Source organism: Salibacterium aidingense DSM 18341, from assembly GCF_000429685.1.
In the GTDB taxonomy this organism is placed as follows: Bacteria; Bacillota; Bacilli; order Bacillales; family Marinococcaceae; genus Salibacterium; species Salibacterium aidingense.
In genome coordinates, this window is the sequence record NZ_KE386940.1 from 287,721 (window position 1) to 312,631 (window position 24,911).

Here is a 24,911-nt window from a genome sequence, read left to right on the forward strand (position 1 = left end):
ACACAAAAAGGAAGCCTGCAAAATGGCTCTTATTTTCGTTTAGGAAACATTTTCAAATTGATCCTGTCTCCAACACGCTGATTGTCAAACGAAAGCAACGTGCTGTAGTACTTCCTGAATTAACCAGTATCAAAAGAAAACCGGCCCTATAAGCTGAGCATATCCGGCGCATCATAAATAGGGAAAATGATACAATGAATTCAGCTGCTTTACCGGAAGGAGTGGAAAAATGAGTACAGAAACAAGAGTTGCTACGTTCGCAGGAGGATGTTTCTGGTGTATGGTCGGCCCATTTCAAGAACTGGAAGGAGTAAAATCCGTGGTATCCGGCTATACCGGAGGACATACAAAAAACCCAACGTATGAAGAAGTTTGTTCAGATACGACCGGGCATGTGGAAGCAATTCAGGTCGAGTATGATCCGAAGACCGTGCCGTATGACCAATTGCTGCAGGTGTTTTGGAAACAGATTGACCCCACCGATGCCGGCGGTCAATTTAACGACCGCGGAGAATCCTATCAGACCGCTGTCTTCTATCATGATGACGAACAAAAACAGAGGGCAGTACACGCCAGGGCAGAATTGGATAAGGACGGCCCATTTTCAGAACCAATCGTAACGCCGGTTCTTCCTGCTGCCACATTCTACCCGGCGGAAGAGTATCACCAGGATTACCATAAAAAAAATAAATTCCACTACCAATTATATAAAAAAGGCTCAGGACGCGAAGGATTTATACAAACGTATTGGGGGGATCAATAATGGCCGAAAACAAGGAAGAATTGAAAAAAAGACTAACGCCGATTCAGTTTGAAGTGACACAGAAAAACGGAACAGAACGCCCCTTTCAAAATGAATACTGGGATTTGATGGAGGAAGGCTTATATATAGATATTGTATCCGGGGAACCCCTTTTCTCGTCAAAGGAAAAATTTGAATCAAACTGCGGATGGCCGAGTTTCACAAAACCATTGAAAGAAGAAAAAGTAACAGAACATCTCGATACCACGATGGGAATGCGGCGTACAGAAGTTCGGAGTAAAAACGCGGATTCTCATCTCGGCCACGTGTTTCCTGATGGTCCGCCTCCAGAAGGCATGCGCTACTGTATTAATTCTGCAGCCCTGAAATTTATCCCAAAGGATAAGCTGGAGGAAGAAGGTTACGGAGAGTTTCGGTCGCTTTTTGAAGATTAACGTCTTTCAAATCTATGTTTATTTTTTATAGGGTAAGGGTAAAACTGTAAGTGAAAAGCAGATGTCAACGATTAAAAATGCGACAATTATTGCAGCGCAAAGGAGGCAAGGACGATGGATAATAAAACAAAAGAGCTCATTGATGGACTAAATGAAGATCTCGCAAATGAATACGCCGCCATTATTATGTATAACAACTATGCTGCTGTGGTGTCCGGGATGTACCGTCAGGTGTTAAAGCCTTTTTTTGAAGGAGAAGTGACGGACGAACAAAGGCACGCCCTTTATCTTGCGGAAAAAATAAAAACACTGGGTGGAGAACCCACCACGAAACCAGCGGATGTGAAGCAGACAGATGATGTAAAAACGATGCTTGAAGCTGCCAGAGATTCAGAAGAAGAAACAATATCGCGCTATAAAACACGGGCGAAGCAGGCAGATGATCTCGGCCTGATTGAACTGCAGATTAAGCTCGAAGATTTTATTGCGGATGAAACAGGACACATGGAGGAATTACAGCGGCTGCTTTCTGATCCTAGAATGCAATAAAAGGCGGGTTCCAAAAGGCTGTCCCCAAAAGGGCAGTCTTTTCTTATAAAGAGTGAAAGGAAAGAAACATGGAAGATTCATTTAACATTGCAAACTATCGAAAGACGTATCAACTGCCGGAAGAAAAAGTGATACATACAGCAGAATTTATTCCTTACAAAGGGTTTCACTTGTTTTTCCAAATGTTCAAACAACCGAATGAAGCAGAGTTGGTTTTATTTCTCCACGGCTTTTTTGATCATGCCGGCACCCACAGTGAGTGGATCCACTATTTAACGGATCAGGGATATCATGTAGCCGCTTTTGATCTCCCCGGGCACGGAAAATCAGGAGGCCCTTCCATAAAAAGGGAGTCGTTTCAGGAGTATAAGGAGGCTCTTTCCACCGTTCTTACTCACTTGAAAAAGACAGAAAGGGCGATCATCCATGGAATTGGACATAGCACCGGCGGGGCAGTACTTGCAGATTATTTATTATCTTACGACGACACAGTATTGCAAAAAGTAGCCCTTGTGTCTCCACTGATCCGTTCCAACCAGTGGTGGCTCTCCAAAATGGCGGCACCGATTATAGCGGTTTTTCAAAAAGAACTGCCGCGGACGTTCCGGGTTCACACCGGGGAGGCTTCTTTTATGGAAAGCATTAAACAGGATCCCTTGGAAGGGAGAACAATACCGGTTTCATGGATTTATGCTATGTTTCAATGGGAAAAAGAATTAATGGAAAAAACGCCTTCTTTCAAACCGGTACAGATATTACAGGGGACCGAAGATCAAACGCTGGAATGGAAACATAATATGGAGGCTTATCATACCTTATTTCCTTATTCCAACAGGATTTTAATCGATAACGGCCGACATCATCTCTTAAATGAACGAAAAGCACAGCGGGAAATGATTTATCGGCTTATCGTCAATTTTTTAAAAAATAAAGAAAACACAGCCCTGTAAGAGGCTGTGTTTTCCTAGTTATTCGCTGCACGGGGCTTTGTTTTCTGTTCTTCCACGTACACTTCTTTCGCTTTTTTCTCATCCAGCTTTTTTTCTATCTCGTTTATAGCGGATGGATCACTTAAAAGCTCCTGTTTATTCTCGGCAATCAAATCTTCCATCGTCGAGCGCATAGGTTTCCTCATACTCCACCATCCTTTTTTGTATTCTCATCTCTCCATTTACCATTATAACGAATTTGTAAACATATTGAATGACAAAAATGTTACTATTTTTTGAATACTTTTAATTTGCATAATTTAAATAGAAAGGAAAATTTGAATTCTTTCTTATACCGTTTATAATGGGAAGAAGACTGGTGAAGATTCGGCATTAAAATTCGAGGAATATTTCGCTTCCATTGGTGGTAATGAAATACTAAACGTTAGAATGCCAGAGCTATACGGAAAGGGGAATGAGATCATGCAAGAGACACAACATCAAAAATCTTGTCGGGGAGTAAAAATTGGATTAATGGCAGGCGGAGCCGTGGCAGCTGCCGGATTGGCTGTGAACCGCCGAAGCAGGAATGCGATTGTTAATGGAACCAAGCGGACAGCTTCTGCAATAAATGAAGCCAGTTCCTTTTTGACGGAAAATCGAGAAGAAATTATTACCAAGGTAAAATCAGCTTCTACCGAATTCTCACATTTGCTGCAGTCGGCTTCAAGCGATATTCAGGATATTTCCGAGCGTGCCAGCCATCTAAAGCAGACAACCTTATCTGCGAAATCAACAGCCGAACGAACAGCCAGAGACATTAAAAGGTTACAACAGGAACAAACGGAGAAAAAGCAGTTAGAACAAGCGGATAACGTAGAAAAACTTCCCAACCGGGACCATTCCTTATAAGTAAAAAAACCAGCCCTTTTTCTAAAGTGTACCCTTTGTAAAGGATATTTTAAGAAAAGATTAGGCAGCGCTCAAAAGATGATTCCTGTATAAAGCAGGATTCATCTTTTTTAGATTCCATTGTCCTTTTTCATGATTGTAGTATGTCATATAATTCATTACTTCTCGTTTGTCTTTACCCGATGTTTTACAAGAGGACGGTGGGAGACGCGGGCCTTGCGGCAGGAAGATCAGTAGGGAGCGCCGGATTATCCGAGTGACAGGGGGCTGTATGAGCGAAGAGGTTAACGCTGAGCTCATTCCGGGCGGCTGATCGATACCATTGGCGTCAAGAAGCTGGTATCGAAGGGCTATTTTATGAACTTCTATAAAAAGAAACATATCAGCGGACTCTGAATAATTTAATGAAAACACAGAAAATTACTAAAAAATTATTGATAGATTAATACATATGATGTATATTCTAAACATCAACACAATTTTGGTGAATTGAAAGAAAAAGAGTGTTGAAGTGACTCGATATAATACTTTGAAAGGAGGGAAGTAATACAAAATTAAATTATTGAAGGGCATCGAAAATATTGTTCAAAATTACGAAGGAGGATTAAGATGCTAGAGGTTAAATTTTTGAAAAAAGGATCTGCAGCCTTGTTTTTGTTGGCACTTATATTTGTTATAGCTGCCTGTGGAAATCAACCTAGTAGTGAAGAAACTGGAGATACTGGCGGAGAAAATACTAGTAATGAAGAAGCTGGTGAGGCTGAAGGCAGTAATGATGGATCGGATTATCCAACTGAACAGATTGAAGTTTTAATAGGGTTTGATCCAGGTGGAGGAAGTGATCAGTTAGCTCAGGTGACACAACCTCACCTCAAAAATCATCTCGATGGTTCCTTTGTTAATGAATACAAACCAGGCGCTTCGGGAGGAGTGGCTTGGACGGAATTAGCCAACAATATAGAAAGTGATGGATACACAATTTCTATTACAAATTCACCGCAGGTTTTAACGAATTATATGGTCAATCCAGAACTTCAATATAGTCTTTCTGATTTTGATCCTATTGCAAATGTTGTGACAGATCCAGCGATAATTGTGGTATCGGGTGATAGTGAATTTTCTAGTTACGAGGATTTCGCTAATTATTTAGAAGAAAACCCTGAAGGGCTTAATGTATCACACTCAGGTGTAGGAGGAGATGATTTCTTCTCGCTGCTTAGATGGAGCAGAGCAAGTAACCTGGATGTTGAGATGATTCCTTTTGATGGGGATGGACCATCCTGGCAAGCAGCTGCTGGAGGAGACGTTGATGCCAGCTTCAACAATCTTGGTGTTGTTTATTCACAAATTCAAGAAGGTAATTTGAAAGCGCTTGCCGTAGCGAGTGATGAGAGAAGTGATATGTTACCGGATGTCCCGACTTTAAAAGAACTTGATGTAGATGTGGTGGCAGGATCTTCGCGTGGGTATTCTGCACCAAAAGGTATACCTGAAGAGGCAAAGAAAGAATTATATGACGCATTTGAACAGCTGCGTGAAGACGAGGAATTTAAGACTGCGCTAGAAGAAGCAGGACTGCCTATGAACATAATGACAGGAGAAGAATATGCTGAATTTTTAGAACAAGAAGAAGAATCATCTTCAGAAATTTGGGAAGAAGTAAAAGGTGAATACGAGTAGCTTTATATAAACCTAAGTGGGAAGAGGGTAATCTTCTTCCCTTTATCAATTAAACTCAGAAAGAGGTTTTGCGGAATGTCAATTTTGATAAAACATACTTTGGTAAGTGGTTTAATTTTAACTTTAACTATTATGTTCTATATTGAATCACTAAAGTTTCCAGAATCAGCTGCCAGGTTACCTCAGATTACGATTGTGATCATAGCCTTACTGGCAATTGCTATGTTTATTGAAGCATATAAAAAACGCAACGATCAGGAGAAGGAAGAGGAAGAGAAAATAAATATTCAGCGGTTACTCGTTTTCGGAACATCAATTGCCGCTTACATATTTCTAATAAACATTATTGGCTATTTGATTATTACTCCAATTTTTTGTTTCCTAATATTAATGTATTTTAAAGCTACAAATCTAATATTAGCTATTATTCTTTCTTTAGGATTTACAGCTTTTATTCATGGAGTATTTATTATGTTTTTAAATATACCTGTCCCAATGGGAATTCTTTCATAGAGAGGGGGATATAAATGAATGAACTTATGGTCGGTTTAACTAACGTTTTATCTCTTTCGACTTTACTAGCTTTAGCTGGAGGTATGATTTTAGGATTATTTGTCGGTTCAATGCCGGGTTTGTCAGCATCCATGGCGGTTGCTATTCTTCTTCCTGTTACTTTTGAGATGGATCCGGCGACTGGTATCTCTATGTTGGCATCTTTGTACATGGGGGGACAGTATGGCGGGTCGATCCTGGCTATTTTAGTTCGAACACCTGGTACGCCTGCAGCGGCCGCAACTGTGCTGGATGGATATAAAATGACAGAAAGGGGCCAGGCTGGAAAAGCTTTGGGTACTTCTCTTGTATCATCCCTCATTGGCGGGGTAATAAGTGGTATTGTTCTTTTGACGGTTGCACCAGTGTTAGGGCAGCTGGCTCTTTCTATCGGAGCGGTGGAGTTATTTGCAATTGCTGTATTAGGACTAACAATTATCGCTTCTCTATCTGCCGGTTCCGTAATAAAAGGTCTTTTGTCAGGTTCGATTGGCTTGTTAATCTCCTTTGTCGGCATGGATCCGATTACAGGAACTCCACGGTTTGCCTTTGGCAATATGTATTTATTTGATGGAATATCTTTCGTTATTGCTCTGATCGGACTATTTTCGATCCCACAAGCGTTAAAATTGGTGGAGAGAAATAAGGAGATCGTTAAAGCAAGTGAATTTAAGGATAAAATGTTGCCGACCTGGAAAGAATTTAAGTCAATAAAGAATACAATAGCTGGGTCAAGTGTAATTGGAGTTTTGACTGGGCTGATTCCGGGGGCAGGCGGAGATACTGCCAGTTGGTTCAGCTACAATGAAACGAAGAGGTTTTCAAAACATAAAGAAAAGTTTGGTACAGGTTATTTGAAAGGTTTAGCCTCTCCAGAGGCGGCAAATAATGCTGTAGTCGGAGGGGCGCTCATTCCTACAATCACTTTAGGGATTCCTGGAAGTTCAACGACAGCTGTGCTGCTCGGGGGGCTGATGATTCATGGGATTATGCCTGGACCGACATTAATGACTGAGCATGCTGATGTAACATATACTTTACTATGGGCGGTGTTATTTTCCAGCGTATTCTTATTTGTTTTGGGTCTTTTGTACACGAAGATTGCGGTAAGTGTAACAAAGATACCAGGAAAAGTGTTAGCGCCTGTGATTGTACTGTTGTGTGTGATTGGTACTTTCGCAGTTAATAACAGTATGTTTGATGTCTACGTTATGTTTATATTTGGTATCGCCGGATATTTTATTGATAAATTAAATATACCGGTTGCCCCCTTAATAGTGGGAATGATTCTTGGAGCAATGTTAGATACAAGTTTAAATCAAGCGTTAAAGATAGGAGATGGAAGCTGGTTGATCTTTCTTAAAAATCCTGTTTCCGCAGTATTATTAATTATCGCTTTGATTTCAATCTTGCAATCAACACCAATATTTAGTAAATTCATGCGTTTATTCATTAGAAATAACAACCAATCTTTGAATCAGTAATTCAGGTAGGTAGACTAGTCTACGGGGCATCGGTCAGCCCGGTTATTAGCTAAGTGTTTGACATAAAATTCATATGATGTATAATTCAAACAACAACACATTTATGGTGGTGACTATGTCTAAAATTCAATATCAAAAGCTTCTAAATGAAATAACAAGAAAAATTGAAGATAAAGAATGGACAGAGGGATCTAAGATGCCCACAATAACAAAATTAGCTTCCCAATATAATATAGGTAATTCTACAGTCCGTGAGGTTTTTCGGACTTTAGAAACAAAAGGGTACGTCAGTATACAACAAGGGAGAGGTACATTTGTGAGTTATGATGGAACGTTACAATTTACAAACATTAGTCGTTCCTCATTCATAAAACTGCATAAATTAACAGAATTTCGCTCGATAATAGAACCTTCGTTTGCTGCTATGGCAGCAAAGCAGGCTTATATGGAAGAGATTGATAAGATTGTAGAATCAGCGAGAATAATGGCTGAATTGGCGGAGAATAACGAGATAACGAACGAGGAAGATTTACGCTTTCATAGGTTGATTGTTCAAGCAACGCATAATGAATATTCTATTAAAGTGTATGAAAATTTACAGGAAGAGTTAAGACAAATGCGTGCTTTAACGAAAAAACCAGGAATGATTGAAAAAGCTGTCCACTATCATCAGATGATTTCTCAATCAATTGCTAATCGTGATCCTTATAGTGCAGAAATGTACATGAAATCGCATATGGAGACTAATAGTGAGTTAGCAATTTATCAGCTAACCGATAACCCAAGTGATTATTAAACATTAACCTTAGAAAAGATTTTTTGCTTTGGAACCTAAGGATTGTATGTGTTTTGGTTGGAAATTCGTTTAAAGAGTCTTTAAGGAAAATGAGGAGGAATCAAAGTGAAAATAGGTGTTATTCATGCAACATGTAATGCTGTACCATCGCTTAATAATGCTTTTAAGGAATTGGCTCCGGATGCAACTGTTGTAAATCTCGTAAATGAAAATCTGCAGCACTATTCCAACGAAATTGGTGGAATTGATGACAGAACACATCGGGACTATGCCAATCTTGCATTCATGGCACAGGGAGCGGGTGTAGATGCAATTATTGTTGCATGCACGGTTCTAACTCCGATTCTTGATGTGGTGAAACCGTTTATAACTGTTCCTATCATGGCGGTTGACCGGCCTATGCTGGAAAATGCGGCAGGAAATTATGACAAAATAGGCGTGGTTGTAACAAATGAGCCATCCGGCCCGTTAACACGTTCTCAATTGGAGAACATTGCAAAAGATAACGGTAAAGAAATTAAAATGGAGACAAAATCTATTCCGGAAGCCATGGCGGAGTTGAAAGCGGGAAATGAAGCTGAACATAACCGTCTTAACGCTCTTGCGGCGCAGGAATTGAAAGACAGCGGGTGTGAGGTGATTGTTTTTTCTCAGATAACACAGACAACCGCAGAAAAGGAAACAGGGATACTTGGGATTCCGACCTTGACAAGTCCAAAAGAAGCTGTAAAAGCAGTAATAAAACTAGTTAAATAGCCATCCATACAATATATGGTATAAACATAATTTATTGCATTGAAAGGTCGTCAGTAGGTTGGTCAGGGAAAAATAGTATCTAGTGTCATGGATGATGGAAATGAAACAGACACACTTAAAACAATAAACGGAGGAGATAAGTATGAAGGTAAGTTTTATCGGCTTAGGCGTAATGGGTATGGGCATGGCGTTAAACCTTTCTAAAGGGAAACAGGGAGGGAAATTCGATTATCTTGTCTGTGATATAAATCCTAGGTCCCTGGATCCGTTCAAAGAAAAAGGGCTTCAGACCACAACCAATACTGAAGATACATCAGACAGTGATTATATTTTTCTCTGCTTGCAGAATTCCGACATTGTAAAAAAAGTGCTGTTGGGTGAAAATGGATTGCTCAGCAAGATGAAACCGGGACAGACAATTGTGGACTGCAGCACAATCAGTTATTTAGCAGTAAGAGAAATCTATGAAAATTGTGACGAAGCAGGAATTGAATACCTTGACTGCCCGATTTCTGGACAGCATGCAAAGAGCATGGAAGGAACTCTTAGTATCATGTGCGGAGGTAAAGAGGAAGTATTCAATGATGTAAAATCGATGCTGGAAATGATGGGAACTCAGATTCTATACATGGGAGAAGCAGGAGCTGGTCAATTGACGAAAATGATTAATAACTGTGCAATGAATATTTGCATTGCCAGCTTTAGTGAGTTAATGCCAGTTGGTGTAAAGCTCGGCTTGGAGCCGGAAAAATTAGGAGACATTTTGATGACAGCTACTGGTGCCAGTAACGCCTCTAAGACATTAATTCCTAAGCTTTTAAAAGGAGAGTTTGAACACGGATTTTCATTAGATAAAGCATACAAGGATATGGAGAGCATGATTGAAGTATTGTCAAAATATGAAATTCCCCTGCCAACATTCAATGGAACAATGCAGACCTATCAACTGGCATTACAGGAAGGGCATCGCGATAAGTATAAACAAGCGATGGTTTGTTTCTATGAAGACATGTTGGGTGTTAAGGTTCGGGAAAAAGAGCTGCAATTGAACGAAGACCAGTAATTACGAAATATAACTTGATATTTAAGTTGCAACTTAATCTTTACTCCTTTTTTTACTATCTAAATAATAACAGGACGGAAGATATTAAATAACTTCTGTCATTATGAAATAAGCAAACAGGTCTGCAGGTGACCAATAAAATATGAAAATAAAATGTCTAGAGAGAGGGCGGTTAATAATGTCATGAAAAAGAGAAATTAATAAACACTGGGCTGTCAACCGATTAAGAAAGGATGAAATTTCTTCATCTTTTTTTATGCGCGCATCTGTTCCAGCTCCCGCTTTGTAGGCTGTAACCGGAGAAGCGCTAACCCTTAGAGATACTGCTTTCACATAGGGATTTTGCCTGCAGCTTCTGATATCATCCTCGCTGAATAATCGTTTACTCATGGCCTCTCTTCTCCGTTCTACCTGAATTTGCCTGTCATTATACAGAAAAGTACCCTCTAGGATAGACTTTTTTAAAGTGTTCACTCTATAGGGTACAGTTTATCAATGGGTGGTTTTTTTAGGGCTTTTGCATGGCAGTTTAAATTTCTAGTTTATCTTAAAGAAGTAAAGGTAATATTAACGATAAGAACGACAGTTACGTTAATCAGCAAGGAGGCTGGATAGCATGACATTGGCTGAAGAATTACAGAATTTTAAACATCAACAAGATGAAACAGGAATTTTAACAATTTATTTAAATACAGATTTTGGAGAAGGAAGCCAGCATAGCGGCGAATGGAAAATCCGTCTGAAAAACGGCCTGAAAAAATTAAAAGAGTATGTAGAGACAAGCGGAACAAAAGAAGAACAGAAAGCGTATAAAAAGCTGGCCGATAAAGCAAATCAACATATTTACGATCAACAGATGAATCTGCAAAAAAGCTTTATTTTCATGGCCTCCGCCGATGGTGAGTTTTTAGTGGAAAAAATCCTTCAGGTTCCCGTAGAAACGGAATTTCACTGGGAATCCTATCCTGTATTGAACCAGCTGGAACAAATGCAGGAATCCTATCCAGCTGTAGGGCTCTTAATGGTACAAAAGAGCGATGTGGTTCTCATTGATGCGGCATTGGGAGAAATCCGGGACGAAAAGCATTTCAGCTGGGAAATAGAATCAGAAGACTGGAAGCAGTATAAGGGAAATGCTTCCTCGGATCGAATTCCTTCGGGTTCTACCCAGGTGGATGAAGTCCAGCAGCGTTTCGAAGAAAACAGGCACCGCTGGTATAAAAACCTTGCCCCTGTAATCGATAAAGAAGCAAAAAAAAGAAATCTGGGAGGCATCTATTTAGTAGGGAATAAAGAGTCGGTCCGGGACGTCGAAGAGCAGCTGCATACGACCATCATCGACATTATTCCTAAAAATTTGATATCCAAACCCTCTCACGAAGTGTTAAATACAGTATATGGGGAAGAGGTTCGTTAAAAAACCGGGCAGGGCGCCCGGTTTTTTTACGCTTAGAACGTTCACATCATGTAGAAAATAAAGAAAGAAAAAGGTTCACGCTGTTGCCCCTTCCAATTTACATGTCAGCAGCCGCTAACTAAGAGGTCTATGTGTTTATAGTTCTCCAAATCAGCTATTGAAACCTTTAGCAGGAAGAAAAGCTGAAGTAGTTTCCTCCAATATGCTCCTGGTGGACATGAATAGAAAAAAGGAGAAACTTGCTGTCCTTCCACCTTTCCATGAATCCCATCAGCCCAAAATTCGATGGTACTGGCATCCAGTCAATCAAAATTGAGGCAAAATTGAAGTAAATCAGAAAGGGATTTGTTACGCTTGAAAAGACATGCATGGGAAAGAAATGATACACTCAATATTTGAGGTACACGAAAGAAACAGAGGTGGATAGTGATGGAATTTGTCATGCAGGAACATGGATTTTCTACGGAAACAGAATTTGGATCCCTTCAAATATGCGGAGAAGAAGAATATGGATACCGCCCTTATCAACTGCTCGTATCTTCCATCGCAGTGTGCAGCGGGGGGGTTTTACGGAAAATCATGGAGAAGCGGCGGCAGACCGTTCATGATATTCGTATTCAAGCCGAGGTAACAAGAAGCGGAAAAGGAGCAAATGAAGTTCAGAAGATTCACCTTCATTTCCTGGTAGCCGCTGATCATATTAATGAATCAAAGATGGAAAAAAATATGGAATGGACCCGTAAAAACTGCTCCATGGTGCAGTCGGTTAAAGATAGTATTGAGGTTAAGGAGACATTTGAAATAAAGCACCAATAAATTCTGGTATCAGACAGGCTGGAGAAAAAGGAACCGGCTTTGAACAGGAGAGCGAGGACGATGGCAGCAGATAACAAACAGTTTGATTTTACAGAAGGCAGCATCATGCGAAAAATGATTTTATTTGCTTCCCCTATTTTTATAGGAAATCTTCTGCAAAGCTCCTACCAGATCATTGACAGTTTATGGGTCGGTAATTTGATGGGGGCGGGAGCTCTGGGGGCAGTATCGATTTCCTCAACAATTATTTTCACTATTTTATCGTTTATTATCGGTATTAACAGTGCAACGTTGACGGTGTTATCCCAGCGGAAAGGGGCAGCCGATGAAGAAGGCCTGAAGCAGTCCTTGAATGCGTTTGTGTTTGTTCTCGGTATTTTGTCCATTTTTTTAGGAGTTGCTGGATTTCTGCTGGCTCCTTATATTTTAACCTGGATGGGGACGCCGGAGAGTATCCATTCCATGGCTGTGAATTACCTGCGAATTAATTTTACAGGAATTGTTTTTCTATTTGGATATAATTTTATTGGAACGGTGCTTCGGGCTGTTGGAGACAGTAAGACACCATTACGTTTCATTTTGGTGGCTGTTTTATTAAATGTCGTGCTTGATCCATTATTCATTGCTGGATTCGGCCTTGGCATGGAAGGAGCTGCTGTTGCTACTGTATTAGCCCAGGGAAGTGCCTTTTTATTTGGCATTATTTATTCCATTATGAAAAGGGGCCTCCCTTTCACGATGCCGACCCCTCCTCCTATGAAGGAGTTCCGGCGGATTTTTAAATTAGGACTGCCTTCCGGCATCTCGATGATGGCTATTTCAGGCGGGGTGCTTGCTATTATGACTGTGGTAACCTCATTTGGTGAAACGGTCGTTTCCGGCTATGGAGCGGCGCAGAGAATAGACAGTTTGATTATGATTCCCTCGACGACTCTAGGATCTGCTATTACGAGCATGTCCGGTCAGAACATCGGGGCACACCGATGGGATAGAGTAAATGATATTGCAAAAAGCGGACTAATTCTTATATTCAGCGTAGCGTTAACCATCAGTACTATTGTCTTTGTCAGTGCCGACCTATTGATGGGGATGTTTGTGGACGACGAAGAAACAATAGCTTTTGGAGCAGAGTATTTACGGATAGTTGCCTTCTTTTATCCGTTTCTAGGCATTAATTTTGTGTTAAACGGTATTGTCCGTTCTTCCGGCGCCGTTCTGCAGGTGCTGGTCCTGAATATTATCTCTTTCTGGGCGCTGCGGTTCCCGCTGGCCTGGCTGTTCTCCTCTATTTTCGGCGAAACAGGAATTGGTATTGGAGTAGGGTGCAGCTTTATATTAAGTTCTGTGGCAGCAGCCCTCTACTTTAAACTGGGAAATTGGCGGAAGATTGACATTTTCAGTAATGAAAAGGAGAGAGGATAGAAAAAATGGGGACACCAGTGCACGATAAAAAAAGACAGCTTGACTATCTCCAACAACGCATGAGCCTTCTGCAGGAAATGCTGGCCCGGATGGAAGTGGAAGAGGATCTTGATAAAACCGATATCGATCGAATTGAAACAATGATGGACAACACCATTACAAAAATAAAACAATTTAAACAAGATTGGAATTGAAGGGAAGAAAACCAGGCATGGCAATATATTTAATAAGACATGGGGAATCGGAAGGAAACAGGACTGCGAAAGTGCAGGGATGTGAGGATTTTGAATTGTCAACGAAAGGAAAACGCCAGGTCTTGCGGTTAGGGGAGCATTTCGCTGATCTCCCTATTGATCATTTTTACAGCAGTGATTTAACCCGGGCCAGAGAAACCGCAGCGGCCATTGAAAAGTATCAGCACTTGAAAGCTATCCCTTCCAAGGATTTCCGGGAAATTTATCTAGGACCGCTTGAAGGAAAAACGAGGGACCAGATTTATGAATTGTATCCTCACGTACGGCATAAAACAATTCTCCGCTCCGGTCTGGAAGGAACCGAAACGGATGAAGAGATTACAATCAGATGTGAAAAGCTTTACCATCTTGTGAGAAGTATCAAAGAAGACGAAACAGCAGCAATTGTATCGCACGGTGGATTCCTTTCGATTTTTCTAATGTATCTGCTTGCCGGAGAAAACTGGAACGCTCTGCACCGACCGTTTCGAATCGATAATACAGGAGTCAGTAAAATAAGCTGGAAAGATGATAAACTCCTCATTCATTACATTAACCAATATCATCATCTAAAAAAATGAGTAACATAAAAAAGCGCTGGGCTTGGTAACCCAGCGCCGGCTTATTGATCATAATGAATCGGTGAACCAGGTCCAAGCTCAATGCCCAACAGCATCCAGACAACCAACAGGATCGTCCAGACGATTAAAAAACCGATCGAATACGGGAGCATGACAGAAATTAAGGAGCCAATCCCTATTTTTTTGTCGTACTTCTGGGCAAAAGCGATAATAATCGCAAAATAAGTCATCAACGGGGTGATAATATTGGTCGCAGAATCTGCCACTCTGTAAGCCATCTGTGTTAGTTCCGGAGAGTATCCCTGCCCCATCAACATAGGCACAAATACTGGCGCAATTATGGCCCATTTGGCTGACGCACTGCCGATAAACAAATTAATCAACCCAGTCAGCAGTATAAAACAAATGATTAAAGGTATTCCGTTAAAGTTAATCCTTTCCAGAAATTCTGCACCGGCTGCCCCTAATATTCTTCCTATATTGGTTTCTTCAAAGTACGCAACAAACTGACCAGCAGTAAAAGCCAGAACCACAAACATTCCCATGGAAGCCATGGTTTCCGAGAGTTGATTGGCGACATCTTTATCATTTTTGATCGATTTTGTCACGATGCCGTATACCAATCCCGGGACGAAGAACATAATAAGGATAGTGACCACTAATGAACTCATAAAAGGAGATTGGACGATGTCCCCGTCTTCGCCTCGCAGCGGAGCGTTTCCCGGAACGATGAGCAGGGAAAGCAGGATTGCCGTAATTAAGACCGATATACCTGCCCATTTCATTCCTTTTTTTTCGTATGCCGTGATTTCAGTCAATTCTTCCCGGTATTCCCCGGTATAGCTTCCAAGCCGCGGCTCCACTATTTTATCACTGATAAACATACCAACAATTGTTAATATAAAGGTTGATACGATAATAAAATAATAATTCATGGCATTATTCATGCCCTCAGCATAAGACGAGTCTATCGTGGAAGCTGCCTCCATTGTTAATTCACCGAGCATCGGATCGGTTGCGGATAACAGCAGGTTGGCACTGAACCCGGCGGAAACTCCGGCAAAGGCAGCTGCAAGCCCCGCCAGGGGATGGCGTCCAAGGGCGGCGAATAGCATGGCTCCCAGTGGAGGCAGGACCACATATCCGGCATCCGAGGCTACGCTCGACATAATGCCGGCAAAAACGAGTCCAGCCGTGAGAAGTTTGGTTGGTACGGACAGGACGAAACTCCGTAATAATACGCTGATCAGACCGGTCCGTTCTGCCATGCCGATACCAATCATTGTAGCAAGCACAACACCGAGTGGTGCAAAGTTGATAAAGTTATCCACCATGCTGGTGAATAAATATTCCACACCGCTGCCGGAAAGCAGGTTCTTAACGGTCAGCGTCCCTTCCTCTGCAGAAGGATCTTCCACCTGAATATTCATCGCGGAAAGAAGGGCCGAAGCTGCAATGACAAGAACAGCTAAAATTGCAAATAAGGTGATCGGATGCGGCAGCTTGTTGCCAATGCGTTCTACTACATCGAGAGAACGCTGAAGAAATCCTTTTTTGTGAAGTTGATCGTTCATGTATAAATTCCTTTCTAATAGTATATCAGTATATCATTATAAATTCCGTTACATAAATTGAAAATCCACAATTTTTACTAAATCTGGGGCTGGGAAGCAAGAATAATTTTCAAAAAACAGCAGATGATAAAGAAAAAACGGGGGATAGTGATGCGGAGGCTGCTGGCTGCCATAATACCTATTTTTGTCTTTTTTTATGGAATAGAAATGATTCATGGAGAAGAAGTATTTAAATGGAATTTTAAGCCGGCGGAAAACAACGAGCCGGCTGATGCAGAGCCGAAATACAAGGAATTACTCGAGAAATATGATGGATTTTATATTGGGGATCCGAAACAGAAAAATCTGTACCTTACCTTTGATAATGGATATGAAAACGGATATACTGAAGATATATTGGACGTTTTAAAAGAAAAAGAAGTCCCTGCGGCCTTTTTTGTGACAGGCCATTATCTGGAGTCCGCTTCTAATATGGTCAAACGTATGGAACAGGAAGGACACATTGTCGGTAACCATTCCTGGAACCATCCAAGCCTGCCAACGCTGAATGATAAAAGAATGGAATCCGAACTGGGACGTGTTAAAGAAAAATATCAGGACCTGACTGGAAATGAAAATATGCGCTATTTGCGGCCGCCGCAAGGTACGTTCAGTGAAAGCTCTCTCGCTAAAACGAGAGACATGGGCTACATTAACGTATTCTGGTCGTTTGCTTATGTAGACTGGGAAACGGATCGTCAGCACGGCACCGATTATGCCTACAACAGTATCATGAATAGAGTACATCCCGGGGCGGTGCTGCTTCTTCATTCCGTCTCTGAAGATAATGCGAAAGCTCTGGGAAAAGTAATCGATGAATGCAGAGAGCAGGGATACACCTTTAAAAGCCTGGATAATTTAGTGCTCTCTACCGAAACAGTAAAGGAAAATCAATAAAAGGACGCGGTCCCTGGTACAGGAACCGCGTCCTTTGTATTAGTCTGCGAGTTCTCCAATTTCAGATGCTACTGTTTCTAACGTCGGGACATCGTTTACATCAAATACAATCCATTGTTTACTTTTTACGACCAGAACGCCGGTTTCCTCTCCCTTTCTATTGTGAATCGGAAACGATAACTGGCTCTGCATCGTGGGATGATCAGAATCTGTGCAGGCAAATTCATGTAACACCGTATGTTCTCCTTCATGAAAGTAAATCCCAGCCCAATTGATATAATCCACCTCACGGCATAAGGAGTGTACCGCATGAGAGATGGAAGATGAAAGGGTATGTTTCTGATAAACGGTTCCCAAAATACGGATCGATGCTAAATCTGTAGCAATAGACACTAGTATGATTCCTCCTTTACCTTTAACCAGAATAATTTTATTTTACCAAATAGCTCATTCGTTCCGGACTAGTAAGTTTAGGAAATCAATTCCCTCATGGTATAATTAATGAGATGACACAGAAAAGCGGAAATGGGGGCTGATTTATGTGGCAGAAGGTGCTTACTCTTTCCCCGGAATATAATTATCCGGTGATGCTCAAACGGTTGACAGCAGATCCGATCCATTACATAAATACGGAGACGTCAGAAGTGAAAATCCCGGTTAGCGATGGAGATAAAAAAGAGGGGATCCTTCTCCGTTTTTACGACTCGGCAGACGGGGTGGAACTAGAGATATCCGGCAGGTACGTTTCGGAACAAAACGCCCTGCAGACAGCGGCGAATATATTTTTATGGGACCGGCCGCTTGAAAACATCAGACAGCATTTTCTATCTACCGACCTGAAGCCATTATTCGAGGAATTTGCCGGAACACCGCTCGTAGGTGAATTTGAAACGTACGGCAGTTTGATGAAAACAATTATCCATCAACAGTTGAATATGTCGTTTGCCTATACCCTCTCTTCTCGTTTTGTCCATACCTTTGGAGAACGGGTCGGTGATGTCTGGTTTTACCCGAAACCGGAGTATACGGCGGAACTTGCTCCCGAGAAACTTCAGGAACTCCAGTTCAGCCGGAGGAAAGCAGAGTATGTCATTGATACTTCCAAACAAATTGTAGAAAAAAGGCTGGATCTTGCAGACTTGAAGGAAAAGACAAATGAAGAAATTATAAAAACATTAACAGCAATCCGGGGTATCGGGCCCTGGACGGCGGAGTGTTTCCTATTGTTCGGTCTGGGCAGGGAAAACCTTCTTCCAGCCGGAGATATCGGTATTCAAAACGGCTTGAAAAAATTGTGGAACCGGGATGCGAAGCCTTCCGTTGAAGAGGTTAGAGAAATGGGACAGCAGTGGAGTCCCTATGCAAGCTATGCAGCATTATACATATGGCTGAGTACAGAATTTTAGACATGCTACATAACGGGGATGGCGTCGTAAGAAAAAGTAAACTTAGATAATAATGGAAAGGAGAAATCGTAAATGGAAGAGACAGGCTGTATGAAATGCGGACATATGGAAGCGGGGACAAAAGAAATCGCTGCTTCCGGAACAGGATTCAGCAAAATATTTGATGTTCAGCACAATCATTTCACCGTCGTTTACTGCAAGAATTGCGGCTATGCAGAATTATACAATACGGAAGTGTCCGGAACGTCCAGTGTAATTGATTTTTTTCTTGGAGGCTGATCTTTAGGTCCACGGCAAAATGGAGAGAGGAGGGAAGGGATTGAGCCAAGAAGCGTCCCGGCTGTTTGAACGCAGTTTTAGCAGTTTAGAAGAATTCGCTGACTTTATCAGTGAAAAACTGCAGGCTCCGGTAACCATTGAGGACAGTAACCACAGGCTCCTCGCCTACAGCACCCATGAAGAACATACTGATTCTGCGAGGGTATCTACGATTATCGGAAGGCGTGTGCCCGAGCAGGTCATTAACAAATTGTGGCGGGAAGGTATTATTCCTTCTCTTCACAAACAGAATACGTCGGTGAAAATCCCCGAAATCGCTGAAATAGGACTGGGAAGCAGAATGGCGGTTGCTATCAAAAAGAAGCAGGAGATATTAGGATATATCTGGGTGCTTGAAGGAGAACGGGCTCTTAGGGAGGACGATGCAGCAGTACTGGAAGTCGCATCGGAAAAAGCAGCCACTCAGCTGCAGCAGGTTCAGACCAGGAACAAAGAAGAAGAACGCGGCCGGCAGGAATATTTCTGGAGATTACTGACAGGTGATGTTCAGAAGGAAGAAGACATTGAAAGGCAGATGAGGGAATGGTTTCCTGTCAGCCCTCGTACGGCTGCTGTCATCGTTCTGGAAGCGGAAGAGCCTATCAGTGAATCCATGTACAAAAAAATAACGTATTTAGTTACGACCTCCCAGAAGGTAAAATGCTACTTTCAAACAAGAGTCCAGCAATTGATTGTAATGCTGGCTGAACCGGTATATCCTCCTGATCGGGAGGGGATACGATGGTTTCTGGAGGATTTTATCGTACTGCTGAAAGAACGGTTCCAGATTGAACAGATGGAAGCAGGGACAGGAAGGCTGTATTCCTCCTTGGCCAGTATAAAAAACAGTTATGAGGAAGCGATGGAGGTCATCCATGTCAATAAAAAACTTCCAGCAGAAAGAAAGCCGTTTGTGTTTTATCACGAATTGGGTTTTTACCGATACGCGGAAGCATTGATCGAACAGAAAAACAAACAAAACATGCTGCATCCGGAACTGGAAGCATTAAAACAATATGATTTCCGCCACAATACCGAATTGTTCCAGAGTCTGGCTGTATTTCTCCGCCATGATGGAAATATGAAAAAGGCATCGGAGTCCCTCCATATTCATGTCAATACTATGGCCTACCGCATTAAACGGGTGGAAGAAATTATAAAGAAAGATTTAAAAGATGCATACGAGAAGTTATCCTTGTTACTGGAAATCAGCCTGGATGAAATGAATAAATAGAAAGCACCATTTGTGAAATTTCACAAATCGGTGCTTTTTCATTTTGGAAGCCTCACGATGCGTACTCCTGACTTTTTCGTCTATAATAAAAGAAAGAAATTTAAACGGAGGTGAAGCGTCTTGATTATTGGTATCCCGAAAGAGATTAAAAATAATGAAAACCGTGTAGCTATGACCCCGGCCGGTGTTCATTCCTTTGTGGAAGCTGGTCATCAGGTCCTCGTAGAAGCGTCTGCTGGTGAAGGCAGCGGGTTCACGGATAGAGAATATGAAGAAGCCGGTGCCGTATTACAAGAAAAGGCGGAGAAAGTATGGAATGAGGCGGAGCTTGTGATGAAAGTCAAGGAGCCGCAGGAGTCAGAGTATCGATTTTTTAGAAAAGATCTTCTCCTTTTCACCTATTTACATTTGGCGGCAGAGCCCCAGCTTGTGAAGGCACTCGTTGAGTCAAAAATGACCTCTGCAGCCTATGAGACGGTGGAGGTCAACGGGACACTTCCGCTATTAACTCCGATGAGCGAGGTCGCGGGAAGAATGTCCGCCCAGATCGGAGCTCAGTTTTTGGAAAAATCAAAGGGTGGAAAGGGTATTTTATTATCAGGTGTCCCTGGGGTGAAACGAGGAAAAGTAACAGTTATTGGAGGCGGAGTTGTAGGGACCAATGCCGCCGTGATTGCCCATGGTCTGGGTGCAGACGTAACGATAGTCGACTTAAACCCGCAGCGGCTGCGTGAAATTGATGATTTGTATCATGGAAGCATACGTACCATGATGTCAAATCCAATGAATATTGCAGAAGAGGTAAAACATTCCGACCTCGTCATTGGAGCTGTTCTCATTCCGGGAGCAAGGGCGCCAAAACTGGTAACCGAAGAGATGATTCAATCCATGTCACCGGGCTCTGTCGTAGTAGATGTAGCAATTGATCAGGGAGGCATCATTGAAACGGCAGACACGATCACTACACATGATAATCCAACCTACACGAAACATGAGGTCCTGCACTATGCGGTTGCCAACATGCCAGGGGCGGTTCCTCGGACTTCTACCATTGCGCTTACGAATGTTACGCTTCCTTATGCACTGCAGATTGCCGAAAAAGGAATCAAACAGGCCGTTACAGATAACAGTGCTTTGGAAAAAGGAATCAATACGTCAAACGGAAAAATAACCTATGAGGCGGTAGCAAGGGATTTAGGCTATGATAATTATCAAGTAGCAGAAGCCCTCCATAAAGCATAAACGTGTTAAAGAAAAAAAGACTGAGAAAAATTCATCTCTAGACAATACATTCCCGAACGATTTCTTCTATCAATTCGTTCGGGAATTTTTACGTTTTTGCACACTGTATTAACATATTCCGCTGGATAGCTGCTTTCTGTTCTTCTTATTCCTATTATATTTAATCGATTGTAAGTAAATTAGCTTATTTTTAAGTGTTATTGTTGATAAAATACTGCTTAATGACTTATAATAAAAGAGAGAAAAGATGGAAAGGGTGCGCGGGAATGTATCAGGAAGAAAGAATGGGTGCCATATTACAGCACGTAAAAAAACACCAGCGCATGAGCATACAACAGATGTGTGATCAATTTGGTATTTCCCGTGATACGGCAAGAAGAGATGTCGTAAAACTGACAGAACAGGGAGCAGTTATGCGCACCCACGGAGGAGTTATGCTCCCGGCAGTAAAGGAAGTGCTGAAAGGGTATTCCGAGCGTTTGGAGCGTGCCTCAGATGAAAAACGTGAAATCGCCAAAATTGCGGCAGCTCAAATCAAACAGGGAGAAACGATCATGCTTGATGCCTCGACCACGGTTCAATTTACTGCGGAACAGATCACTACGTCTTCTTTAACTGTCATCACCAACTCGATTGTGAATGCAGAACGCTTACAAGATCAAATCAAGACTGATATTTATCTGTTGGGCGGGAGATTGAATCCGGAACACCGTTTTCTGTACGGACCGGGGACCCTTGAAAAAATCAGCGGTTATTATGCCGATCGGGCGTTCATTGGGGTGATCGGTGTTTGTGAAGACGGCTTCTATTATGCGCATGAAGAAGATGCCGCGGTGAAGAAGCGGATGGCTGAACGAGCAGGATATGTTTATGTGCTCGCGGACCATACAAAGTTTTATAAAAAGCACTTTTACAAAGGGATGGAGTTGGAAGAAGCAGATGCGGTGATTACAGACACCCGCCCTTCCCAAGAAGTGGAAACCTTCCTTCAGGAGCATGGCATAAAACTTATCACTTCCGACTCGGAATGACACTGGTATCGGCGTAACCTTTCCAAAAGAAGGGCGTTACGATATATATAAAGAGGCTTGTCCCTTCAAGGATAAGCTTCTTTTCTTATAGAACAGCACACATTCATAAAAAAGGAAACATCTTTGTCCCGATGAATATTGGTATTCGAACATAGACCGGAAGCCATGGTAAAATAAAAAGGGCTATGCGCCTTGCCATCTTTTTTCTACATAAATAAGATGACAGTAATACCAATGCAATAACAGCCGTACAAAACTGGAATGGTGAGGAGTTGGCAGGACCGATGTCATATCATATTTACAAGGGAGTAATTACGCATCCCGATCATAAACTTCCTTTGCTGATATATTATGATGCGAATGAAGAAACGTTTTGTTTCTCAACGGTCGATTTTCAAAAAAACAGACCGTCTATATGCGAATTTCAGTATCCGGCAAGATCGATAAAAGACGTAAGGAATTTCTTGAAGAAAATTGGAATCGATGCAGATAAAGTAGAGTTTAAAAACCAATTTCTTCATTAAGAGTTACGAATAAATAAGTATACGATCAACCCAATGAGCGGAAAAAATAAAGTGCCGATCAGCACGATCAGGGCATATTCTTTGCTGTTTCCTTTACGGATCGAATCACGATATGCCCAAATACTTGTTATAATGTTCAGTAAAAATAAGCCAAGCAGAAAAAAAAGAAAAAGACCTAAGATACCTAACGCTTCCATGACAGCCATCCTTCCTACGTAAAATCTTTGACGCTCTGTTTATAACCTACGTAATGAAATAAAAAACGTTTCAATAATTATGTAAAAAACCTTCAGCTTGGGGAGCTGAAGGTTTTTTCATGAGCTGTCCCGAACAGGACCCGTGACTAACCGGCTGCTGTTCCGGCAGTAAAGCAAATACCTCAAATAAAAAAGGAGGCGGGGAGGCAGTTCCATTTTCCCCCACCTCCGTTTTATTCTATCTATTAATCGTCGTCGACCGGATATACTCCATTTTCATCATGAGTTTCCCGGCCGCTTAATGGCGGATTAAAGACACAGATCATTCTCATATCCTTGGTGGCACGAAGCATGTGTTCATCGTGCTTGTCCAAAGCATAAAGCGTGTCGGCAGTGATAGGATGGATTTTATTATCACTAAGTGTCTCTACCTCGCCTTCGCCTTCAATGCAATATACAGTTTCCAGATGATTCTGGTACCAAATATGTGTTTCGGTCCCTGCACGTATAATGGTGTCATGGACGGAATACCCCATTTTATCCTGCTTAAGAATCAAACGGCGGCTCACCCAATTTCCGTCATCTACGTCTTGATCGGTTCCAATAATGTCCTCTAGTTTTACTACTTTCATGATTTAAGCCTCCTTGTATAGTACAAGCCGTTGAAATGGTTCTTCAGCGGCATAAAATAAAGGCCTGATCGCCAGTTCTTAAGACCAGGCCTTTATCCAGTTAACATGAATTAAGATGTGACTAGATTTTTTTCTTCAGCAGCTTCTTCAATTGCTTTTTCAAGAATGGCAAGTCCTCTCTCTAACCCTTCTTCATCGATAGTGATTGGAGGGAAGAGCTTGAATACTTCATCATCAGCACCGGCGGTTTCCATAATCAACCCGTGTTCGAAGCATTTTTCCGTTACCTTATCGGCCAGGCCGTCCACATTACTTGCAATGCCCTGCATAAAGCCGCGGCCGCGGTGGCTACCTTTTAGTTTTGGATATTTCTCGATCATATTATTCAGGAAGTTGTAAATCCGCTCTGATTTTTCCTGGACACTTTTTGTAAGAGTTTCGTCTTTCCAGTAGTTTAATGCTTCCATCCCGGTTACGAAAGCCATATTATTACCGCGGAATGTGCCATTGTGTTCCCCGGGCGCAAATTTATCGTAATCCGGATGAATCAGCGTCAGAGCCAGTGGAAGCCCGTAGCCGCCGATAGACTTGGACAGACATACTATATCAGGCTTAATGCCAGCTGGTTCAAAGCTGAAGAAGGTACCGGTTCGTCCAACCCCCGCTTGTACATCATCAATAATCAGAAGGATGCCGCGTTCCCGGCAGATTTTTTCAATCTTTTGCAGCCATTCCATCCGAGCTGCATTTAAACCGCCTTCTCCCTGTACGGTTTCCAGAATGAAAGCTGCCGGCAGTTCAACGCCGCTTCCGTTGTCATCTAAAATACGTTCGATAAACGAAATTTCATGCTCTGTGTTTTCCAAATAGTTGTCAAATGGCATTGTATAGGAATGGCTGAGCGGAATACCCGCGCCATTACGCTTAAATGCATTTCCTGTTACAGACAGGGCCCCAATTGTCATACCGTGGAAACCGTGAGTAAAGCTGATAATATTTGTACGTCCTGTCACTTTGCGGGCAAGCTTCAGAGCGCTTTCTACAGAGTTTGTACCGGTAGGTCCGGGAAACATGACTTTATATTTCAAATTACGCGGTTCCAGAATGACTTCATTGAATTTTTCCAGGAATTCTCCTTTAGTTTTGGAAGCCATATCGAGAGAATGGGTAATACCGTCTTCCTGGATATATTCGAGAAGTTTTTTCTTCATGTTTTCGTCGTTATGCCCATAGTTCAGGGCTCCTGCACCGGAAAAGAAGTCAATATATTCTTTCCCGTCCATGTCCCAGAGTTTATAGCCCTTTGCCTGATGAAATACGGTGGGGAATCCGCGGACATAACTGCGGACTTCCGATTCGTACTTTTCAAAAACGCCTAAATCGTTATGATTCATTGTAATGATAGATCCTCCTTCGTGATCTTTATGCCA

Annotated in this window: 30 protein-coding genes; 22 read left to right on the forward strand and 8 right to left on the reverse strand. The window is 41.9% G+C overall.

Annotated elements, in window-relative coordinates:
* The first annotated feature begins 229 nt into the window (after positions 1 to 229).
* The 4 genes from msrA to G475_RS0123530 all read left to right on the forward strand — a co-directional run bounded on the left by msrA (position 230) and on the right by G475_RS0123530 (position 2,696).
* Positions 230 to 763, forward strand: coding sequence for a peptide-methionine (S)-S-oxide reductase MsrA (gene msrA / locus G475_RS27620; RefSeq protein WP_026703346.1), 534 nt, complete (start codon positions 230 to 232; stop codon positions 761 to 763).
* The gene (gene msrB / locus G475_RS27625; protein WP_026703347.1) at positions 763 to 1,197 is read left to right on the forward strand and encodes a peptide-methionine (R)-S-oxide reductase MsrB; all 435 of its coding nucleotides are present in this window, start codon (positions 763 to 765) and stop codon (positions 1,195 to 1,197) included. Before msrA ends, msrB begins: the two co-directional genes overlap by 1 nt.
* Positions 1,198 to 1,311: 114 nt before the next feature.
* A complete protein-coding gene (locus G475_RS0123525) occupies positions 1,312 to 1,746 on the forward strand; it encodes a ferritin-like domain-containing protein (protein WP_026703348.1) in 435 nt (144 codons plus the stop codon).
* Positions 1,747 to 1,814: 68 nt separating this feature from the next.
* Entirely contained in the window at positions 1,815 to 2,696 is an 882-nt protein-coding gene (locus tag G475_RS0123530; RefSeq protein ID WP_026703349.1) for an alpha/beta hydrolase, read from the forward strand.
* Between the two features lie 14 nt (positions 2,697 to 2,710).
* On the opposite strand, the gene G475_RS27015 is transcribed toward G475_RS0123530, so the two are convergent.
* A complete protein-coding gene (locus G475_RS27015) occupies positions 2,711 to 2,881 on the reverse strand; it encodes an FbpB family small basic protein (protein WP_084414250.1) in 171 nt (56 codons plus the stop codon).
* A 277-nt stretch (positions 2,882 to 3,158) separates the two neighbouring features.
* Here G475_RS27015 and G475_RS0123540 point away from each other — a divergent pair, with 277 nt between their 5' ends.
* Positions 3,159 to 3,587, forward strand: a complete 429-nt coding sequence (locus G475_RS0123540; RefSeq protein ID WP_026703350.1) for a hypothetical protein — start codon at positions 3,159 to 3,161, stop codon at positions 3,585 to 3,587.
* Between the two features lie 60 nt (positions 3,588 to 3,647).
* On the opposite strand, the gene G475_RS28155 is transcribed toward G475_RS0123540, so the two are convergent.
* Positions 3,648 to 3,968 (reverse strand): IS3 family transposase, encoded by a 321-nt coding sequence (locus tag G475_RS28155; RefSeq protein ID WP_156911880.1) that lies wholly within the window; start codon positions 3,966 to 3,968, stop codon positions 3,648 to 3,650.
* A gap of 228 nt (positions 3,969 to 4,196) precedes the next feature.
* Here G475_RS28155 and G475_RS0123545 point away from each other — a divergent pair, with 228 nt between their 5' ends.
* From G475_RS0123545 to G475_RS0123570, 6 genes are all read left to right on the forward strand, one after another.
* Entirely contained in the window at positions 4,197 to 5,267 is a 1,071-nt protein-coding gene (locus G475_RS0123545; RefSeq protein ID WP_026703351.1) for a tripartite tricarboxylate transporter substrate binding protein, read from the forward strand.
* A 75-nt stretch (positions 5,268 to 5,342) separates the two neighbouring features.
* Complete coding sequence (locus G475_RS0123550) at positions 5,343 to 5,780, forward strand: tripartite tricarboxylate transporter TctB family protein (protein ID WP_026703352.1); 438 nt, start codon at positions 5,343 to 5,345, stop codon at positions 5,778 to 5,780.
* 14 nt (positions 5,781 to 5,794) lie between these two features.
* Positions 5,795 to 7,303 carry a tripartite tricarboxylate transporter permease gene (locus G475_RS0123555; RefSeq protein WP_026703353.1) on the forward strand — a complete coding sequence of 503 codons (1,509 nt, stop codon included), beginning with the start codon at positions 5,795 to 5,797 and terminating at the stop codon, positions 7,301 to 7,303.
* Between the two features lie 115 nt (positions 7,304 to 7,418).
* Positions 7,419 to 8,099, forward strand: a complete 681-nt coding sequence (locus tag G475_RS0123560; protein WP_026703354.1) for a FadR/GntR family transcriptional regulator — start codon at positions 7,419 to 7,421, stop codon at positions 8,097 to 8,099.
* A gap of 105 nt (positions 8,100 to 8,204) precedes the next feature.
* Complete coding sequence (locus tag G475_RS0123565; protein ID WP_026703355.1) at positions 8,205 to 8,855, forward strand: aspartate/glutamate racemase family protein; 651 nt, start codon at positions 8,205 to 8,207, stop codon at positions 8,853 to 8,855.
* 142 nt (positions 8,856 to 8,997) lie between these two features.
* On the forward strand, positions 8,998 to 9,918 hold the full coding sequence (locus G475_RS0123570) for an NAD(P)-dependent oxidoreductase (RefSeq protein WP_026703356.1): 921 nt from the start codon (positions 8,998 to 9,000) through the stop codon (positions 9,916 to 9,918).
* An 84-nt stretch (positions 9,919 to 10,002) separates the two neighbouring features.
* Here the strand turns inward: G475_RS0123570 and G475_RS0123575 are convergent, their stop codons facing one another.
* Entirely contained in the window at positions 10,003 to 10,308 is a 306-nt protein-coding gene (locus tag G475_RS0123575) for a hypothetical protein (RefSeq protein ID WP_026703357.1), read from the reverse strand.
* A 226-nt stretch (positions 10,309 to 10,534) separates the two neighbouring features.
* Between G475_RS0123575 and G475_RS0123580 the strand changes: the two genes are divergently transcribed.
* From G475_RS0123580 to G475_RS0123600, 5 genes are all read left to right on the forward strand, one after another.
* Positions 10,535 to 11,335, forward strand: coding sequence for a VLRF1 family aeRF1-type release factor (locus G475_RS0123580; RefSeq protein ID WP_026703358.1), 801 nt, complete (start codon positions 10,535 to 10,537; stop codon positions 11,333 to 11,335).
* A gap of 429 nt (positions 11,336 to 11,764) precedes the next feature.
* Positions 11,765 to 12,151: an OsmC family protein gene (locus G475_RS0123585; protein WP_026703359.1), complete on the forward strand. Its 387-nt coding sequence runs from the start codon at positions 11,765 to 11,767 to the stop codon at positions 12,149 to 12,151.
* Positions 12,152 to 12,211: 60 nt separating this feature from the next.
* A complete protein-coding gene (locus G475_RS0123590; protein ID WP_035712581.1) occupies positions 12,212 to 13,573 on the forward strand; it encodes an MATE family efflux transporter in 1,362 nt (453 codons plus the stop codon).
* 5 nt (positions 13,574 to 13,578) lie between these two features.
* Positions 13,579 to 13,767 (forward strand): hypothetical protein, encoded by a 189-nt coding sequence (locus G475_RS0123595; protein WP_026703361.1) that lies wholly within the window; start codon positions 13,579 to 13,581, stop codon positions 13,765 to 13,767.
* Positions 13,768 to 13,784: 17 nt separating this feature from the next.
* Positions 13,785 to 14,387 carry a histidine phosphatase family protein gene (locus tag G475_RS0123600; protein ID WP_026703362.1) on the forward strand — a complete coding sequence of 201 codons (603 nt, stop codon included), beginning with the start codon at positions 13,785 to 13,787 and terminating at the stop codon, positions 14,385 to 14,387.
* Between the two features lie 41 nt (positions 14,388 to 14,428).
* Here G475_RS0123600 and G475_RS0123605 read toward each other — a convergent pair whose 3' ends face one another.
* Positions 14,429 to 15,961 (reverse strand): AbgT family transporter, encoded by a 1,533-nt coding sequence (locus G475_RS0123605; RefSeq protein WP_026703363.1) that lies wholly within the window; start codon positions 15,959 to 15,961, stop codon positions 14,429 to 14,431.
* Positions 15,962 to 16,111: 150 nt separating this feature from the next.
* On the opposite strand from G475_RS0123605, the gene pdaA reads away from it, so the two are divergent.
* Positions 16,112 to 16,897, forward strand: coding sequence for a delta-lactam-biosynthetic de-N-acetylase (gene pdaA, locus G475_RS0123610; protein ID WP_026703364.1), 786 nt, complete (start codon positions 16,112 to 16,114; stop codon positions 16,895 to 16,897).
* Positions 16,898 to 16,936: 39 nt separating this feature from the next.
* On the opposite strand, the gene G475_RS0123615 is transcribed toward pdaA, so the two are convergent.
* Positions 16,937 to 17,290, reverse strand: coding sequence for a hypothetical protein (locus G475_RS0123615; RefSeq protein ID WP_026703365.1), 354 nt, complete (start codon positions 17,288 to 17,290; stop codon positions 16,937 to 16,939).
* 146 nt (positions 17,291 to 17,436) lie between these two features.
* On the opposite strand from G475_RS0123615, the gene G475_RS0123620 reads away from it, so the two are divergent.
* From G475_RS0123620 to G475_RS0123640, 5 genes are all read left to right on the forward strand, one after another.
* On the forward strand, positions 17,437 to 18,303 hold the full coding sequence (locus G475_RS0123620) for a DNA-3-methyladenine glycosylase family protein (RefSeq protein WP_026703366.1): 867 nt from the start codon (positions 17,437 to 17,439) through the stop codon (positions 18,301 to 18,303).
* Between the two features lie 72 nt (positions 18,304 to 18,375).
* A complete protein-coding gene (locus G475_RS0123625; protein WP_026703367.1) occupies positions 18,376 to 18,582 on the forward strand; it encodes a zinc ribbon domain-containing protein in 207 nt (68 codons plus the stop codon).
* Positions 18,583 to 18,622: 40 nt separating this feature from the next.
* Positions 18,623 to 19,855 (forward strand): PucR family transcriptional regulator, encoded by a 1,233-nt coding sequence (locus tag G475_RS0123630; protein ID WP_026703368.1) that lies wholly within the window; start codon positions 18,623 to 18,625, stop codon positions 19,853 to 19,855.
* 120 nt (positions 19,856 to 19,975) lie between these two features.
* Positions 19,976 to 21,097 (forward strand): alanine dehydrogenase, encoded by a 1,122-nt coding sequence (gene ald, locus G475_RS0123635; RefSeq protein ID WP_026703369.1) that lies wholly within the window; start codon positions 19,976 to 19,978, stop codon positions 21,095 to 21,097.
* Between the two features lie 284 nt (positions 21,098 to 21,381).
* Positions 21,382 to 22,128 carry a DeoR/GlpR family DNA-binding transcription regulator gene (locus tag G475_RS0123640; RefSeq protein WP_233275839.1) on the forward strand — a complete coding sequence of 249 codons (747 nt, stop codon included), beginning with the start codon at positions 21,382 to 21,384 and terminating at the stop codon, positions 22,126 to 22,128.
* Between the two features lie 520 nt (positions 22,129 to 22,648).
* Here the strand turns inward: G475_RS0123640 and G475_RS0123650 are convergent.
* The 3 genes from G475_RS0123650 to ectB all read right to left on the reverse strand — a co-directional run bounded on the left by G475_RS0123650 (position 22,649) and on the right by ectB (position 24,875).
* Positions 22,649 to 22,849: a PLDc N-terminal domain-containing protein gene (locus G475_RS0123650; protein ID WP_026703372.1), complete on the reverse strand. Its 201-nt coding sequence runs from the start codon at positions 22,847 to 22,849 to the stop codon at positions 22,649 to 22,651.
* 245 nt (positions 22,850 to 23,094) lie between these two features.
* Positions 23,095 to 23,481: an ectoine synthase gene (locus tag G475_RS0123660; protein ID WP_026703373.1), complete on the reverse strand. Its 387-nt coding sequence runs from the start codon at positions 23,479 to 23,481 to the stop codon at positions 23,095 to 23,097.
* A 110-nt stretch (positions 23,482 to 23,591) separates the two neighbouring features.
* Positions 23,592 to 24,875, reverse strand: coding sequence for a diaminobutyrate--2-oxoglutarate transaminase (ectB, locus tag G475_RS0123665; RefSeq protein WP_026703374.1), 1,284 nt, complete (start codon positions 24,873 to 24,875; stop codon positions 23,592 to 23,594).
* Between the last annotated feature and the right edge of the window lie 36 nt (positions 24,876 to 24,911).

What these genes read in the sequence shown, in the direction of transcription:
- msrA (WP_026703346.1), top strand. Translation starts at nt 230, where the DNA reads ATGAGTACAGAAACAAGAGTTGCTACGTTCGCAGGAGGATGTTTCTGG.
- msrB (WP_026703347.1), top strand. Translation starts at nt 763, where the DNA reads ATGGCCGAAAACAAGGAAGAATTGAAAAAAAGACTAACGCCGATTCAG.
- G475_RS0123525 (WP_026703348.1), top strand. Translation starts at nt 1,312, where the DNA reads ATGGATAATAAAACAAAAGAGCTCATTGATGGACTAAATGAAGATCTC.
- G475_RS0123530 (WP_026703349.1), top strand. Translation starts at nt 1,815, where the DNA reads ATGGAAGATTCATTTAACATTGCAAACTATCGAAAGACGTATCAACTG.
- G475_RS27015 (WP_084414250.1), bottom strand. Translation starts at nt 2,881, where the DNA reads ATGAGGAAACCTATGCGCTCGACGATGGAAGATTTGATTGCCGAGAAT.
- G475_RS0123540 (WP_026703350.1), top strand. Translation starts at nt 3,159, where the DNA reads ATGCAAGAGACACAACATCAAAAATCTTGTCGGGGAGTAAAAATTGGA.
- G475_RS28155 (WP_156911880.1), bottom strand. Translation starts at nt 3,968, where the DNA reads ATGTTTCTTTTTATAGAAGTTCATAAAATAGCCCTTCGATACCAGCTT.
- G475_RS0123545 (WP_026703351.1), top strand. Translation starts at nt 4,197, where the DNA reads ATGCTAGAGGTTAAATTTTTGAAAAAAGGATCTGCAGCCTTGTTTTTG.
- G475_RS0123550 (WP_026703352.1), top strand. Translation starts at nt 5,343, where the DNA reads ATGTCAATTTTGATAAAACATACTTTGGTAAGTGGTTTAATTTTAACT.
- G475_RS0123555 (WP_026703353.1), top strand. Translation starts at nt 5,795, where the DNA reads ATGAATGAACTTATGGTCGGTTTAACTAACGTTTTATCTCTTTCGACT.
- G475_RS0123560 (WP_026703354.1), top strand. Translation starts at nt 7,419, where the DNA reads ATGTCTAAAATTCAATATCAAAAGCTTCTAAATGAAATAACAAGAAAA.
- G475_RS0123570 (WP_026703356.1), top strand. Translation starts at nt 8,998, where the DNA reads ATGAAGGTAAGTTTTATCGGCTTAGGCGTAATGGGTATGGGCATGGCG.
- G475_RS0123575 (WP_026703357.1), bottom strand. Translation starts at nt 10,308, where the DNA reads ATGAGTAAACGATTATTCAGCGAGGATGATATCAGAAGCTGCAGGCAA.
- G475_RS0123580 (WP_026703358.1), top strand. Translation starts at nt 10,535, where the DNA reads ATGACATTGGCTGAAGAATTACAGAATTTTAAACATCAACAAGATGAA.
- G475_RS0123585 (WP_026703359.1), top strand. Translation starts at nt 11,765, where the DNA reads ATGGAATTTGTCATGCAGGAACATGGATTTTCTACGGAAACAGAATTT.
- G475_RS0123590 (WP_035712581.1), top strand. Translation starts at nt 12,212, where the DNA reads ATGGCAGCAGATAACAAACAGTTTGATTTTACAGAAGGCAGCATCATG.
- G475_RS0123595 (WP_026703361.1), top strand. Translation starts at nt 13,579, where the DNA reads ATGGGGACACCAGTGCACGATAAAAAAAGACAGCTTGACTATCTCCAA.
- G475_RS0123600 (WP_026703362.1), top strand. Translation starts at nt 13,785, where the DNA reads ATGGCAATATATTTAATAAGACATGGGGAATCGGAAGGAAACAGGACT.
- G475_RS0123605 (WP_026703363.1), bottom strand. Translation starts at nt 15,961, where the DNA reads ATGAACGATCAACTTCACAAAAAAGGATTTCTTCAGCGTTCTCTCGAT.
- pdaA (WP_026703364.1), top strand. Translation starts at nt 16,112, where the DNA reads ATGCGGAGGCTGCTGGCTGCCATAATACCTATTTTTGTCTTTTTTTAT.
- G475_RS0123620 (WP_026703366.1), top strand. Translation starts at nt 17,437, where the DNA reads ATGTGGCAGAAGGTGCTTACTCTTTCCCCGGAATATAATTATCCGGTG.
- G475_RS0123625 (WP_026703367.1), top strand. Translation starts at nt 18,376, where the DNA reads ATGGAAGAGACAGGCTGTATGAAATGCGGACATATGGAAGCGGGGACA.
- G475_RS0123640 (WP_233275839.1), top strand. Translation starts at nt 21,382, where the DNA reads ATGGGTGCCATATTACAGCACGTAAAAAAACACCAGCGCATGAGCATA.
- G475_RS0123650 (WP_026703372.1), bottom strand. Translation starts at nt 22,849, where the DNA reads ATGGAAGCGTTAGGTATCTTAGGTCTTTTTCTTTTTTTTCTGCTTGGC.
- G475_RS0123660 (WP_026703373.1), bottom strand. Translation starts at nt 23,481, where the DNA reads ATGAAAGTAGTAAAACTAGAGGACATTATTGGAACCGATCAAGACGTA.
- ectB (WP_026703374.1), bottom strand. Translation starts at nt 24,875, where the DNA reads ATGAATCATAACGATTTAGGCGTTTTTGAAAAGTACGAATCGGAAGTC.